General features: G+C 65.6%; 11 protein-coding genes and 1 pseudogene. 6 read left to right on the forward strand and 6 right to left on the reverse strand.

Features of this window, described 5'->3' with window-relative positions:
- From rbfA to pnp, 4 genes are all read left to right on the forward strand, one after another.
- On the forward strand, positions 1-366 hold the full coding sequence (rbfA, locus tag ACW7G0_RS04980) for a 30S ribosome-binding factor RbfA (RefSeq protein ID WP_456961711.1): 366 nt from the start codon (positions 1-3) through the stop codon (positions 364-366).
- 32 nt (positions 367-398) lie between these two features.
- Positions 399-1,337: a tRNA pseudouridine(55) synthase TruB gene (gene truB, locus ACW7G0_RS04985; protein WP_456988022.1), complete on the forward strand. Its 939-nt coding sequence runs from the start codon at positions 399-401 to the stop codon at positions 1,335-1,337.
- Positions 1,338-1,525: 188 nt separating this feature from the next.
- Complete coding sequence (rpsO, locus tag ACW7G0_RS04990) at positions 1,526-1,786, forward strand: 30S ribosomal protein S15 (protein WP_456961709.1); 261 nt, start codon at positions 1,526-1,528, stop codon at positions 1,784-1,786.
- A gap of 137 nt (positions 1,787-1,923) precedes the next feature.
- Complete coding sequence (pnp, locus tag ACW7G0_RS04995) at positions 1,924-4,032, forward strand: polyribonucleotide nucleotidyltransferase (protein WP_456988023.1); 2,109 nt, start codon at positions 1,924-1,926, stop codon at positions 4,030-4,032.
- Between the two features lie 82 nt (positions 4,033-4,114).
- Here the strand turns inward: pnp and ACW7G0_RS05000 are convergent, their stop codons facing one another.
- The 6 genes and pseudogenes from ACW7G0_RS05000 to dinB all read right to left on the reverse strand — a co-directional run bounded on the left by ACW7G0_RS05000 (position 4,115) and on the right by dinB (position 12,047).
- Positions 4,115-4,372, reverse strand: coding sequence for a hypothetical protein (locus tag ACW7G0_RS05000; protein ID WP_456988025.1), 258 nt, complete (start codon positions 4,370-4,372; stop codon positions 4,115-4,117).
- A 114-nt stretch (positions 4,373-4,486) separates the two neighbouring features.
- On the reverse strand, positions 4,487-7,741 hold the full coding sequence (locus tag ACW7G0_RS05005) for an error-prone DNA polymerase (protein WP_456988026.1): 3,255 nt from the start codon (positions 7,739-7,741) through the stop codon (positions 4,487-4,489).
- 85 nt (positions 7,742-7,826) lie between these two features.
- The gene (locus ACW7G0_RS05010; RefSeq protein ID WP_456988028.1) at positions 7,827-9,251 is read right to left on the reverse strand and encodes a Y-family DNA polymerase; all 1,425 of its coding nucleotides are present in this window, start codon (positions 9,249-9,251) and stop codon (positions 7,827-7,829) included.
- A gap of 141 nt (positions 9,252-9,392) precedes the next feature.
- Positions 9,393-9,998: pseudogene (imuA, locus tag ACW7G0_RS05015) on the reverse strand (translesion DNA synthesis-associated protein ImuA); the annotation flags it as partial.
- Complete coding sequence (lexA, locus tag ACW7G0_RS05020; RefSeq protein ID WP_456988029.1) at positions 9,998-10,633, reverse strand: transcriptional repressor LexA; 636 nt, start codon at positions 10,631-10,633, stop codon at positions 9,998-10,000. The gene lexA and the pseudogene imuA, both read right to left, overlap by 1 nt.
- A 322-nt stretch (positions 10,634-10,955) precedes the next feature.
- Positions 10,956-12,047: a DNA polymerase IV gene (gene dinB / locus ACW7G0_RS05025; RefSeq protein ID WP_456988030.1), complete on the reverse strand. Its 1,092-nt coding sequence runs from the start codon at positions 12,045-12,047 to the stop codon at positions 10,956-10,958.
- Positions 12,048-12,275: 228 nt separating this feature from the next.
- Here dinB and ACW7G0_RS05030 point away from each other — a divergent pair, with 228 nt between their 5' ends.
- Entirely contained in the window at positions 12,276-12,896 is a 621-nt protein-coding gene (locus tag ACW7G0_RS05030; protein WP_456988031.1) for a CDP-alcohol phosphatidyltransferase family protein, read from the forward strand.
- Between the two features lie 60 nt (positions 12,897-12,956).
- Positions 12,957-14,249 carry a class III poly(R)-hydroxyalkanoic acid synthase subunit PhaE gene (gene phaE, locus ACW7G0_RS05035; protein ID WP_456988032.1) on the forward strand — a complete coding sequence of 431 codons (1,293 nt, stop codon included), beginning with the start codon at positions 12,957-12,959 and terminating at the stop codon, positions 14,247-14,249.
- Position 14,250: the final 1 nt, after the last annotated feature.

The raw sequence follows: 14,250 nt of genomic DNA on the forward strand, positions 1-14,250 counted from the left end.
ATGAAGACTTTCCATCGTACCGATCGCGTTTCCGCCCAGCTCCGACGTGAGCTGGGCACCCTCGTGCACGAGGCCGTTCGCGAGCATGGCCTGCCGTCGGTGAGCGTGTCCGACGTTGAAGTCACCCGCGACCTGGCGCATGCCAAGGTATTCGTGACGGCATTGCAGCCAGAGCGTGCGCAAGAGGCGATGGAAGGGCTGAAAGAGCTGACCAAGCCGCTGCGTTACGGACTCGGGCGCGCCATGCAGTTGCGCCACGTGCCGGAACTGCATTTCCATTACGACGACTCGGTGGATCGTGGTGAGCGCATCGAGAACCTGCTGCGCGAGAATCCGCCGGTAGGCGACACCGAAGACCCTGCCTGATTGATCCAGATGGATCGGAGCGGATCGGATCGATGAGCAAGCGTCGCCGTGCCAACTTCCGTCCAGTCGACGGGCTGTTGTTGCTCGACAAGCCCGCCGGACTGAGTTCCAACCAGGCCTTGCAACAGGTTCGCCGGTTGTTTCATGCCCGCAAGGCTGGCCATGCCGGCAGTCTTGACCCGCTCGCCACCGGTCTGCTGCCGATCTGTTTTGGTGAAGGCACCAAGATCGCGGGTTTGTTGTTGGGCTCACGCAAGGCCTACCAGACCACCGCGGTGCTGGGTTCCACCACCGACACCGACGACGCCGATGGCCTGGTGCTGCAACAACGACCGGTTCCGTCATTGCACTCCGCCGATATAGAAGCGGCTTTGGCGCCGCTGCGTGGCAACATCCGCCAGCGTGCACCCATCTATTCGGCCCTGAAACAGGGCGGTGAGCCGCTGTATGCCAAGGCCCGACGTGGCGAGCCGATCGACGCGCCAGTTCGCGATGTCGAGGTACACCGACTTGAACTGCTGGAGCACGATGGGCCGCGCTTGGTGCTGTCGATCGAATGCGGTTCAGGAACCTATGTGCGCAGCCTGGTTCGCGAGATCGGCGAATCGCTGGGTTGTGGGGCGCATGTGGAGGTCCTGCGCCGGCTCTGGGTTGAGCCGTTCACTGATCCCGGGATGTATTCACTCCCCGAGTTGGAGGCATTGGCGGGGCAGGGCGCGGACCTTCTTGATGCCTGCTTGTTGCCGATCGAGGCGGGGCTGGCCGATTATCCCCGGATCACCCTGGACCCGGAACAAGCGCAATCCCTGGGCCATGGCCAGCCAGTCCGCCCGGACGTCGCGCTGCCGGGCCCGGTGGTCGTAGCGGTTCACGATCAGGACGACCGGGTGCTGGGCCTGGGCCGAGTCGACGAGACCGGATTGCTGCATCCGCAGCGATTGTTCGCGTGGGCCACGCCGGCAGCGTGCTGATTGCAGCGAAAGCGCTGACGCGCCTTGTTGTCCCGGGGACAGAGGGCTACAATTTGCGGGCTTTCCCAAGCAAACCCACGTTTCATCATCCAATTTTGTAAACAAGCGGCGGACCAGGCGGTGCGCCGGTGCTGGCATTGCCCGGCATCGGACGCGTTCTGCGGGTCGCGCATCAACGAGGCAAACCCATGTCCATTGACACCAGCAAGATCATTGAAGACAACAAGCGCGGCGAGAACGACACCGGCTCCCCGGAAGTCCAGGTCGCCCTGCTCACCGGTCGCATCGAGCAGCTCCAGGGCCACTTCAAGGAGCACAAGCAGGATCACCACAGCCGTCGCGGCCTGCTGATGATGGTCAACCGTCGCCGCCGCCTGCTCGACTACCTGAAGCGCAAGGACAGCACGCGTTACAAGGCATTGATCGCGAAGCTCGGTCTGCGCCGCTGATCGAAGTATTCCCTCGCGGCGCAGTGATGCGCCGCGACTGTTTTCGGGGTCGCAAGACCCACCAGGTCGCGAGCCGGCGACCGACCGGGCAAGGCAAGGGCCATGACCGGATCGCACAGCACCGATAGGAAACCAACGTGGCGAAAATTACCAAGACCTTTCAGTACGGCAATCACCAGGTAACCCTGGAAACCGGTGAGATCGCGCGCCAGGCAGGCGGCGCCGTGATCGTTCGCATCGAGGACACCGTGCTGCTGGTCAGCGCCGTCGCCAACAAGACTGCGCGCGAGGGTCAGGATTTCTTCCCCCTGACCGTCGACTACCAGGAGAAGTTCTACGCCGGTGGCCGTATCCCGGGTGGCTTCTTCAAGCGTGAGGGCCGTCAGACTGAAAAAGAGACCCTGATCTCGCGTCTGATCGATCGCCCGATCCGCCCGCTGTTCCCGGACGGCTTCCGCAACGAAGTCCAGATCATCGCCACCGTGATGTCGATGAACCCGGAAATCGACGGCGACATCCCGGCGCTGCTGGGTGCATCCGCCGCGCTGGCGTTGTCGGGTGCCCCGTTTGACGGCCCGATTGCCGCCGCCAAGGTCGGTTACAAGGACGGCCAGTATTTGCTCAACCCGACCAAGACCGAGCTGGAGGATTCCCAGCTGGAGCTGGTCGTCGCCGGTACCGCCGATGCGGTGCTGATGGTTGAATCCGAAGCCGACGTGCTGTCGGAAGACGTGATGCTCGGCGCGGTGATGTTCGGCCACAGGGAAATGCAGGTCGCGATCAATGCGATTAACGAGCTGGTTGCCGAAGCCGGCAAGCCGAAGTGGACCTGGGCCGCACCGGCCGCTGATCCGGCTCTGGTTGACGCGCTCAAGACCGCCATTGGTGATCGACTGACCCAGGCTTTCGCGGTCAGCGACAAGCTGGAGCGCAAGGACGCCATCTCGGCGTTGAAGAAAGACGTGATTGCGTCACTGGCGCCGCAGGCGGAAGCCAACGATTGGAAGACCTCTGACCTGTCCAAGCAGTTCAGCGTGTTCGAGTACGGCACCATGCGTGGCTCGGTGTTGAGCAGCAAGGTCCGTATCGACGGCCGTGCGCTGGACACCGTGCGCCCGATTGCCTCGCGGGTAGGCATCCTGCCACGTGTGCACGGCTCGGCGTTGTTTACCCGCGGCGAGACCCAGGCCATCGTTGCGGTCACCCTGGGCACCGCGCGTGATGGCCAGGTCATCGACGCCGTCGCGGGCGAGTACAAGGACCACTTCCTGTTCCATTACAACTTCCCTCCCTACTCGGTGGGTGAAGCCGGTCGCATGATGGGCCCGAAGCGTCGCGAGATCGGCCACGGCCGCCTTGCCAAGCGCGGCGTGCTGGCAGTGATGCCGACGATGGAAGCGTTCCCGTACACCATCCGCGTGGTCTCGGAGATCACCGAGTCCAACGGTTCGTCCTCGATGGCCTCGGTCTGCGGCTCGTCGCTGGCGCTGATGGACGCCGGCGTGCCGATCAAGGCGCCGGTTGCCGGTATCGCGATGGGCCTGGTCAAGGAAGGCAACGACTTCGTCGTGTTGTCCGACATCCTGGGTGACGAGGATCATCTCGGCGACATGGACTTCAAGGTCGCCGGCACCAGCGAGGGCATCTCCGCCCTGCAGATGGACATCAAGATCCAGGGCATCACCGAAGAGATCATGAAAGCCGCGCTGGCCCAGGCCAAGCAAGGCCGCCTGCACATCCTTAGCGAGATGGAAAGTGCAATGACCGCCCCGCGTGGCGAGCTCAGCGAATTCGCACCGCGCCTGATCACGATCAAGATCCACCCCGACAAGATCCGCGAAGTGATCGGCAAGGGCGGCTCGGTGATCCAGGCGATCACCAAGGAGACCGGCACCCAGATCGACATCCAGGACGATGGCACGATCACCGTTGCCTCCGTCAATGCGGCTGCCGGCCAGGCGGCCAAGGACCGGATCGAGCAGATCACTTCCGACGTCGAGCCGGGCCGCATCTACGAAGGCAAGGTCGCCAAGATCATGGACTTCGGCGCGTTCGTCACCATCTCCCCCGGAAAGGACGGACTGGTGCACGTCTCGCAGATCTCCAACGATCGCGTCGAGAAGGTCAGCGACGTGCTCAAGGAAGGCGACGTGGTCAAGGTCAAGGTGCTGGAAGTCGACAAGCAGGGCCGTATCCGCCTGTCGATGAAGGCGGTCAACGACGGCGAGGGCACGCCGGCCGAGTAAGCCGCGCACGCATCATCGTCACGAAAAAGCGGGCTTCGGCCCGCTTTTTCGTGCGCGCACGGTCGCCGCGTCGATGGCGATATCAGCCGTCGGCCTGCTTCCGGACCGCGAGCTTGGCGCGGTCATCGATGCTGCCATCCGCGCGGATTACCAGAAAGGTGTTGTCGGTGGCGAACATCACGGGTATCGGCGCGGACGGATTGCGTACAAAACGCAACGTCCAGCCGAAATATTCCAAGGCACGCAATGCGCCGCATTGGGCTTCGTTGAGGCAACTACGCAAGCTGTGCCCATCACTGGGGGTCACGCGACGGCGGTCGTGTACGAGGCCGTTGACCATGGTCTTTGTCTCCTGAACGCGCAGCTCCCTGTTATCCGGCGAACGTGGAGCGAAGGGAAAATAGGCCACGGATGGGCGGCGCCGAGGTCAAGGCGATGGGTAAAAGTCGCGGAATCAATGGAAATCGCGCGAGCGGGTGTCGAGGTCGCCGAGCAGTCCGCTCAGGTTCTGCAGCCGCTTCGCGACCAGGTGTTGCACGCCGTCCTTGCACTCCAGCCGGCCCTCGACCGCGAGCAGTCGCGACTCCAGCAACTCGCGGCGCTGGCGTTCGGCGAGGTCGCGCCAGACCACCACGTTGGTCATGCCGTCCTCGTCCTCCAAGGTCATGAAGATAACGCCGCTGGCGGTCTGCGGGCGCTGGCGCAGGGTGACCAGGCCGGCGATGCGGACGTGGCGGCCGTGCGGCAATGCAGCGACTTCGCCGGAACGTTGGTAGCGGCGTGCCGACAGTTGCTTGCGGATCAGCGCCAGCGGATGGCGGCCAAGGGTGGTGCCGATCATCGCGTAGTCGGCACGCATGTCCTCGTCGGCACTGGGCAGCGGCAACACGATCGTCTCGCTTTCTCGCGTCGCCGGGGTGTCGGCGAACAGCGGCAACTGCGGCTCGACCCCGGTGATCGCCCAACGGGCGCGGTGGCGATGGCCGGCGAGGCCGCGCAGGGCACCGGCATCGGCGAGCAGGGATTGCTGGCGGCGGTCGAGTGCGGCGCGGGCGCACAGATCGGCGACGTCGGTGAACGCGCGCTGCTTGCGCGCGACCTCGATGCGGCCCGCGGCGTCGGGCGGGAAGCCACGGATCATCCGCAGGCCGAGGCGGATCGCAGGTTGTCGTGCGTCATCCCCGCGAAAGCGGGGATCCAGTGACTTTGGTGTATCTGGCGGACCCGCGGTATCCAAGTCGCTGGGTTCCCGCTTTCGCGGGAATGACGGCATCGGGGGTGATGGTGCCGGGGATGACGGTAATGAGGGGGGCGACGGGAGCAGGGAGGGCAACGCTTCCAGGCTGCAATCCCAATTGCTGTGGCGCACGTCCACGGGCAGGGTGCGGATGCCGTGCCGGCGAGCGTCCTGCAGCAACTGGTCGGGCGAGTAGAAGCCCATCGGCCAGGAGTTGATCAGCGCGCAGGCGAATGCGGCTGGCTCGTGGCATTTGAGCCAGCTGCTGGCGTAGGCGATCAGGGCGAAGCTGGCCGCGTGCGACTCGGGAAAGCCGTAGTCGCCGAAGCCCTTGATCTGCTCGAAGATACGCTCGGCGTACTCGCGCCTGTAACCATTGCGGAGCATGCCGGTCATCAACCGCTCGCGGTGCGGCTCCAGTCCGCCACGGCGCTTCCAGGCCGCCATCGAGCGGCGCAGTTGGTCGGCTTCACCGGGGGTGTAATCGGCCGCGGCCATCGCAATCTGCATCACCTGTTCCTGAAACAGCGGCACGCCGAGGGTGCGTTCCAGCACGGCCTTCAGTTTTTCGGAGGGGTATTCGACCGGCTCCTTGCCGGTGCGGCGCAGCAGGTAGGGATTGACCATGTCGCCCTGGATCGGGCCGGGGCGGACGATCGCGACCTGGATCACCAGGTCGTAGAATTCCTTGGGACGCAGTCGCGGCAACATCGCCATCTGCGCCCGCGATTCGATCTGAAACACGCCGATAGTGTCGGCCCGGCCGATCATCTCGTAGGTCTGGGTGTCCTCGGGCGGGATATCGGCCAGCGCCGCCATGTCGCGCCGACCGGATCCACGCAACAGGTCGAACGTCTTGCGGACCGCGGTCAGCATGCCCAGCGCAAGGCAGTCGACCTTCATCAGGCCGATCTCGTCGAGGTCGTCCTTGTCCCACTGGATGATGGTGCGGTCGTCCATTGCCGCATTTTCCACCGGCACCAGGGTGTGCAAGGGGTATTCGGAGATCACGAAGCCGCCGGGATGCTGCGACAGGTGGCGGGGCATGCCGATCAACTCGGCGGTCAACGCGATCACCTGGTGCAGCAGCGGTGAGTCAGGGTCGAAGCCGCGTTCGCGCAGATGCTCGGCGATGGGTGCGTGGCCGCCCCAGCGATCCATCGTCGATGCCAGCTCGCCGACCACGTCGGTCGGCAGGCCGAGCGCGCGGCCGACATCGCGCACCGCGCCGCGGCCGCGGTACTGGGTGGCTACCGCGGTCAGCGCGGCGCGTTCGCGGCCGTAGCGGTTGAACACATACTGCAGCACTTCCTCGCGGCGCTCGTGCTCGAAGTCGATATCGATGTCCGGCGGTTCGTCGCGTTCCTTCGACAGGAATCGCTCAAACAACATGTTCATGCGGACAGGATCGATTTCGGTCACGCCCAGCGTGTAGCAGATCACCGAGTTGGCGGCCGAACCGCGGCCCTGGCACAGGATGCCCTGCGAACGGGCAAAGCGGACGATGTCGTGCACGGTCAGGAAGTAGGACTCGTAGCGCTTCTCGGTGACGAGGGCGAGTTCCTTGTCGATCAATGCGTGGGCCTTGTCATCCATGCCGTCGGGCCAGCGCCAGCGCGCACCTTGCTCAACCAGGTGGCGCAGCCAGCTGGTGGCGTCATGGCCGGATGGGACCAGTTCGTGCGGGTACTGGTATTTAAGGTCGTCGCGCAGGCTGAAACTGCAGCGATCGGCGATGCGCAGGGTTTCGGCGAGCAGGTCGGCCTGGTCGTCGGGTCGGTAGATCGCGGCCAGCGCGCGACGGCTGCGCAAATGACGTTCGCCGTTCGGGAACAGGCGGTGGCCGGCTTCGGCAACGGTGACGTGGTAGCGGATCGCGGTCATCGTGTCCTGCAACGCGCGACGGCCGCGCACGTGCATGTGGACGTCGCCGGCGGCGACCAGCGGCAGGCCGAGGCAGTCGGCGGCTTGCCGTAGTTGCGCTGCCCGCGCCTCGTCGTCAGGGCCGCGGTGCAGCTCGACCGCAAGCCAGGCGCGGTCGGGGAAGGTGGTCTTCACCCAGCCTGCGTGCGCCCTGTCGGGCTGTTCGCCGGGTAGCCAGAGTGCAAGCAGGCCGTCGGTGTCGACGAAGTCCTCGCGCAGCAATCGATATTCTCCCTTGCGCGCGCGGCGGCGGGCGAGGGTGATCAGGCGGCACAGCGCGGTGTAACCGGTGGCGTCCTCGACCAGCAGTACCAGTTTGGGACCGTCCTCGATTTGCATTTCGCTGCCGACGATCAGCTTCACGCCGAACCGGTCGGAAGCTTCCAGCGCACGCACGATGCCGGCCAGCGAGCACTCGTCGGTGATCGCCAGCGCGGTGTAGCTTTGCTGTCTGGCGCGCTCGAACAGCTCGGGAGCGGTCGAGGCGCCGCGCTGGAAGCTGAAGGCGGACAGGCAGTGCAGTTCGGCGTAGGCGGGTAAGGGGATCATGTGCGTCCGCTCCCCCGTCGTTCCCGCGAAGGCGGGAACCCAGCGACTTTGGCTCTGCCAGCAACCGAGGCACTGGATCCCCGCCTCACCCGAACCACCCGTGCAGCATGAAGCCATCGGCGCGCCCGTCACCGGCGGCATCGCCGGCCTGCCGGAACGCCCAGGCGCGCTGGCCGTGGCTGGTCTCGACCTGGTAGTAATCGCGGCGCACGTCGCCATTCCACCAGCCAGTCTCGATCCGTTCGGGGCCGGCGACGATGCGGACATGGCGGTCCCGCAGCGGCAGTGGTTTCGACAGCAGCCAGCCGGGGCGTGGTGTAGTGGGGACATCAATCACGCGTGCCGGTTCGGCCTGCCATGAGCGTTCCGGGCGGTGGTCGGCGCGCATGCCAAGGCCATGCACCGCCTCGTCGCCGAGGCGCGCACGCAGGCGTTCGCGCAGTTGCTCCCACGGCACCGCCTGCTGCGGCCGGGTGTCAAACAGATCCCGGCCGGCGGGCACGAACGGTGGCAGCTCGCAGGCAATCAATCGCAAGCCGCGTACCGGGGCGGGCACCCGCATCTGCTCGAGTCGGCTGCGGGCCAGTTCGAACAGCATCGCCGGGTTGCGCTCGGGTGCGAGCAGGCCAACCACCAGCTCGCTGTCGGCGCAGCGTTCGTGTTCCAGCACCAGGGTGAAACGCTGCACGCCGCCGTCGCGACCGGCCAGGTAGGCGGCCAGGTCGCCGGTCAGCCGGCGTAGCGGGAACAGCAGCGCCTGGCTGGATTCGACGTCGTAGTTGAGCTCGATCCGTGAAGTGAACGAGTCCGGTGGCTGGTAGTAGCGCAGCGGCGTTGGCAGCGCGCCGGTCAGCCGGTCCAAGTGGGCGAGCGCGTCCTTGCCGACCCGTTTGCCGAGCGCGGCGCGGGGCAGGACGAGGACTTGCCGCAGCTTGCGCAGGCCCATGCGGGCGAGGCTGGTCGCCACTTCCGGGGCCAGTCCACTGCGTTCGACCGGCAACTGGCCCAGCGCATTGTGCAGCGGCATGTCGTGGGCAATCGCCAGGCCGTCGTGCACGTTGGCCAGTGCGCGGGCGGCGTACGGGTTGGGCGCCAGGGTGATGCGGTGGCGGAAGCCGAGTTCGGTCAGGTCTGCGCGCAGTTGGGTCTCGAACCGTGGCCACGGGCCGAACAGCTTGAAGCTGGCTTCGACCTCCAGCAGCAGCGCCGAGGGCATGGTGCGGTTGACCAGCGAGCTGTAGCGGTACGCCCAGGCGGCCAGGAAGTCATGCCAGCGCTCGACCTCGGCCGGATCATGCTCGGCGGCAGTGAATCGGCTGCAGAGTGCTTGCGCCGCGCCCAACGATTGGCCGGCGCGCAGACCGGCGGTTTTCGCTGCGGTGTTGACTGCGCGCAGCACGCGGCGTTGCGCCGGCCCGGTCACCAATACCAGCGGGGCGTCGGAGTCGTGGTGGCGGCGCAGGACGCCGTCGAGCGCCAGTTGCGGCAGGAGGATGCAGGCCCAGAGCATCGGTCGTGCTCACTGCGCCTGCGTCGGAAGGGCGCGGGGGCGGAAGGGAATGGGGGCGGCCACCCCCTGTCCGATTGTCGTGGGCGACTGGATGGGAAGAGCAGTGACTGCTGGCGGTTGAGCAGATAAAACCGTGGCTTGCGCAAACGGGATGGCTCGCGTGGGCGGGTTGCCGCCGCGGCACTTGAGTACGCGCAGTTGCGCCGGGTCGACGTCGATTGCGATCCGCAACGCGGCCGGCGACGGGTTCGTTGCCGCCTTCATTGGGCGCATCGCGAAACCGAGGCACTGGCCGGTTTCTGCGGCGACCTGCAGGCGACGTAGGGCACGGTCGTTGGCGTTTTGTGGCCAGCACAACACGGCCGAGCAGGCGGCCGAGCGCAGGCACTGCTCGGCGGCCCACAATGCATTGCGCGGGTCGGTGCGGATTATCTGCAAGCGGTTGAGTTGCACTCCGGCGCTTGCCCAGGCGGCGGCAAACGGCAAGTACGGTGGTGCGATCAGCGCGACCATGCCGTCGGCGCGCGACAGCCGGGCGAGGGTGGGCCACAGCAGGCGCAACTCGCCTACGCCGTCGGCCGGCAGCAGCAGTTCGGTCAATGCGGTTTCGGGCCAGCCGCCGTCGGGCAGGGCGTCGTCCAGCAGCGCGAAGCCGGTGGGATGTCGCGACGGTGCGCGCGGCGCCGGCTGGCCACGCCAGACCTGACGCGATTTCAGCAAGGCATCAAGGGCGACCACGGCGCTCATCAGCTTGGCCTCACCAATCCGGCAAACAGCCCTTCGATCGCGAAATCGGTGACGCTCGCATCGATCTCGATCGGTGCATAGGCCGGATTGCGCGGTAGCAGGCGCAGGTGCCGGCTGCCGGTCTCGGAGCCGCCGTTGTCGAGCCGTTTCACCGTCAGCTCGCCCTCGACCCGCGCGACCACGGTTTGGCCGTTGCGCGCCTGGACAATGCGGTGCACCCCGATCAGGTCGCCGGGCAGGATGCCGTCGAGCAGCATCGACTCGCCCTCGACCTCCAGCAGGTAGTCCGGGCGCAGGCGGAACAATGACGGATCAAGGGTGACTTCGCGCCGTATCTCGGGGTCTGAGCCGATTGGTGTGCCTGCAGCGACCCGGCCGAGCAAAGGTACCTGCAGCAGGCCGGCGTTGACGGCGGAAGTGCGACGCGGCGACGTGAGCCGGATGCCGCGTGCAAGCCCGGCCGACAGCTCAATCAATCCCGCCTGGGCCAGCGCCTCCAGGTGATAGCGCGCCGAACGGTTCTGGCGGAACCCGAACGCCCGGGCGATGTCCATCTGCGACGGCGGATAGCCGTGCTCGGCGATGTGTTCGCGGAGGAAGTCGAGCAGGCGGCGTTGGGTATCGGTCAGATGCATGGTACTAATTCTAGTAACAATCAGGCGATAGAAGTAGAAGTCATTAAAATCAATTAGTTGAATATTAAAGTTAAGGTGGATTCTGATCTGTGGCCATCATCCCCGCGAACGGACTCTGGATTCCCGCCTTCGCGGGAATGACGGGCAAACTTCGCGGGCATGGCGGGCAAAAGCCGAATGGTCCAGACGTTCCTGGTAGAAGCCGAAGGCAGTTGCCTCCGTCAGTCCAGTATTTCCGTCGACCGTCCCAATGCATGAGACTGCCGGGAATCGTCGTGCGCCACCAAAGACGGCGAAGACGAAAGACAACGAAAGGAGGAAGTCAGTCGTGCTCGAACAGGTCCGACTGGACGCGCACATCGTCCTGGTCGACGAAACCGGACAGTCCGACCCCCACCAGTCGATAACGCGTACCCGCCGGCAATTCCACCCGCGTGCGCAACTCACAGGCGATGTCGGCCAGCACTTCCAGTGTCGTCGGTTGCATGGCCGGGGTCAGGCTGCGGGTGAGGGTGCGGAAGTCATGGGTCTTGAGCTTGAGCACCACGGTGCGGGCAAGCCGGCCTTGGTGCCGGGTGCGTTCGCGCTGGTAACCCGCCCAGGTCTTCTCGGCGAGGCGTCGGATGTGCGGTTCCAGCGCATCCAGCAGCAGGTCGTGCTCGAAGGTGTCTTCTGACGAGATCTGCATGGTCGGGCGCTCGGAGCGCACGGGGTTGTCGTCAATGCCGAGCGAGAGTTCGTGCAGGCGTCGCCCCCAGCGGCCGAAACGCAACTCCAGTTCGGCCGCCGGCAGCGAGCGCAACTGACCGACCGTGGCGATACCCAGTTCGGCCAGCTTGCCCTGCATCACCTTGCCGACTCCCGGCAAGCGACCGACGGCCAGCGGCAACAGGAATGCATCGACCTGCCGCGGGCGCACCACGCAGATGCCATCGGGTTTGTTCCAGTCCGAGGCGATCTTGGCCAGGAACTTGTTCGGCGCAACCCCGGCCGAGGCGGTCAACCCGGTCTCATCAAAAATTGCGGCACGGATCGCCTCGGCGGTCGCGGTGGCCGACGGCAGACCGGTCTTGGCAGCCGTGACGTCGAGGTAAGCCTCGTCCAGCGACAGCGGTTCGATGAGGTCGGTGTGGCGGGCGAAGATCTCGCGCACCTGCCTTGATGCCGCCTTGTAACGGACGAAATCCGGCGGTACGAATACCGCCTGCGGACACAGCCGCTCGGCGCGGATCGCGGGCATCGCCGAATGCACCCCGAACTTGCGCGCCTCGTAGCTGGCCGCGCACACCACCGAGCGCCCGCCTCGCCAGGCGACGACCACCGGTCGACCGCGCAGCGAAGGGTCGTCGCGCTGCTCGACCGACGCGTAGAACGCATCCATGTCGACATGCAGGATTTTGCGGGGTGGGGCCATCGCGATACTGTTTCCGGGTAGCGTCCTTCGAAACCTATTGTAGGAGCGGCTTCAGCCGCGATCGGATGGTGGATCGCGCGCACCGACCCTGTGATCGCGGCTGACGTCGCTCCCGCAACGCTCGGGCCATGCGGGTGGATCGACGGGATGATTTTGCTTTCACCCGCCATTTGGCAGGCTGGACGCCTCGGTTTGCGCGATGATGGCGAACCACACGGGAGCCAATGAATGCAGCAACGCCGCCATTTCTCGATGCTTCGCGAATTCGCCCTCGCGGACTGGTTCACCCTCGGCAACGCCTTCTGCGGCACCGGGGCGGTTTTTGCCGCGATGCGCTTCCTCCAGGAAGGGATCGTGTTCGACTTGATGATCGGCATGGCGCTGATCCCGCTGGCTTTCATATTCGATGCGCTTGACGGTCGCATCGCGCGTTGGCGCAAGTCGGCGTCCACCCTGGGCCGGGAGCTGGACTCGCTGGCCGATGTGATCTCGTTCGGGGTCGCCCCCGCCGCACTGGCTTACGCCTGTGGTCTTCAGGGTGGCTGGGACTGGGTGGTGCTGAGTTACTTCGTCGGTTGCGGGGTCAGCCGGCTGGCGCGCTACAACGTCACAGCCGAGCAGTTGTCCGGCGCCGAGGGCAAGGTCAAGTTCTTCGAGGGCACGCCGATCCCGACCAGCCTGGTGTTGGTGGTGGTGCTGTGGATCGCGGCCGGGCAGGGCGCAATCGGCGCCGACCTGTGGCTGGGCATGGTCAAGCTGGGGCCGTGGCAGTTCCATCCGCTGGTGTTGATGTTCGCTTTGTCGGGCACCTTGATGATCAGCAAGACGGTGCGCATTCCCAAACCCTAGGCATCCACCACGCATCCAGGTGTCGCGTTGTTATGATCAAGCTCACGCTTGGAGGATGAAATGGCCAATCACGGGTTCGGTACGGGTGGCTTTTCGCCCGGGGGTTTTGGCAGTGGTGCCGGAGGCGGTTCCGGCAATGACGATTTCGAGTCGCTGGCGCGGCAGTATTGGAGTCGCTGGGGCGAGATGTTGCGCGCCGCGCCCGCGACGACGCCGTCGATGCCAGGAGTCTCGGCCGCCGGGTTTCCCGGCGGAGGTTTCCCGGGTGCCGGTTTCGCAGGCGCGGCGTCTCCGGGTGCGGCAGCCGCGATGCCGGGCTGGAACGAGGCGACCGCATGGTGGTCGCAACTGGCCAGTGGCGGCAAGGGTCCGGCCGATGCGGCCGTCGAGCGCTTTACCGACCAGACACGCGGCTGGTTCGCGCAGATGCAGCAGTTGGCCACCCGATTCGCAGGCCAGGATGCGGGCGCGACGGAGATCGCGGAGGCCTGGAAAAGTATCCTCGGCGGCGCCGGTGGCAACCCGTTTGCCGATGCGCTGCGGGACATGCACGGACCGGGTCAGCAAGGCTTCGAGCAATGGTTCGAGCAGGTGACTCCGTGGCTGGAGAAAATGCAGGCCGGTGGGCAAACCTGGCTGGGCACGCCCGCAGTGGGATTCACCCGCGAGCACCAGCAGCGCTGGCAGCAGCTTGCCCAGGCGCAGCAAGACCACCAGCAGCAGGGCCGGGCGTACCAGGCACTGATGGCGCAGGCGTTGCAGGATGCATTCAAGCGTTTCGAAGAGAAACTGACCGAGTGCAGCGAGCCCGGCAAGAAGCTTGAATCCGCGCGGGCACTGTTTGACCTGTGGATTGATGCCGCTGAGGAGACGTACTCCGAGATCGCGTTGTCGCCGCGCTTCCGTGAGGCCTACGGCGCGATGGTGAACTCGCAGATGCGGCTGCGCACCGCGGTGCAACGCGAGATCGAACAGGTTGGTGAGGCAATGGGCGTGCCCACCCGCAGCGAGGTGGATACGGTGCATCGCAAGATCGTCCAGCTGGAACGCGAGCTGCGTCGCTTGCGCGACCAGCTGGCTTCCGGCGCGACCGGGTCGCCACCGACAAGGCCCAGTCCCAATAACGGGCGTGCGCCTTCGACGGCGGCGACGAACAAGGCCGCAAAAGCGAAGCCGGTGAAAAAGGTCGCGAAGAAGACCGTGAAGAAAGTCACGAAGGCACCGGCAAAGAAATCCACGGCCAAAAAACCGGTTGCCAAGAAACCGGCTGCGAAGAAAACGAAATCCACAACCGGCAAGCCCGCGTCCGCATCACGACGCGGGGTAGCCAAGTCCGCCGCAAAGGCACGCTGAC

The sequence above is a fragment of the Lysobacter sp. A286 genome, assembly GCF_054052105.1.

Coding starts and splice junctions, on each gene's coding strand:
- ACW7G0_RS05010 (WP_456988028.1), bottom strand. CDS start 9,251: ATGCTCTGGGCCTGCATCCTCCTGCCGCAACTGGCGCTCGACGGCGTC.
- rbfA (WP_456961711.1), top strand. CDS start 1: ATGAAGACTTTCCATCGTACCGATCGCGTTTCCGCCCAGCTCCGACGT.
- dinB (WP_456988030.1), bottom strand. CDS start 12,047: ATGGCCCCACCCCGCAAAATCCTGCATGTCGACATGGATGCGTTCTAC.
- ACW7G0_RS05005 (WP_456988026.1), bottom strand. CDS start 7,741: ATGATCCCCTTACCCGCCTACGCCGAACTGCACTGCCTGTCCGCCTTC.
- lexA (WP_456988029.1), bottom strand. CDS start 10,633: ATGCATCTGACCGATACCCAACGCCGCCTGCTCGACTTCCTCCGCGAA.
- phaE (WP_456988032.1), top strand. CDS start 12,957: ATGGCCAATCACGGGTTCGGTACGGGTGGCTTTTCGCCCGGGGGTTTT.
- ACW7G0_RS05000 (WP_456988025.1), bottom strand. CDS start 4,372: ATGGTCAACGGCCTCGTACACGACCGCCGTCGCGTGACCCCCAGTGAT.
- rpsO (WP_456961709.1), top strand. CDS start 1,526: ATGTCCATTGACACCAGCAAGATCATTGAAGACAACAAGCGCGGCGAG.
- truB (WP_456988022.1), top strand. CDS start 399: ATGAGCAAGCGTCGCCGTGCCAACTTCCGTCCAGTCGACGGGCTGTTG.
- ACW7G0_RS05030 (WP_456988031.1), top strand. CDS start 12,276: ATGCAGCAACGCCGCCATTTCTCGATGCTTCGCGAATTCGCCCTCGCG.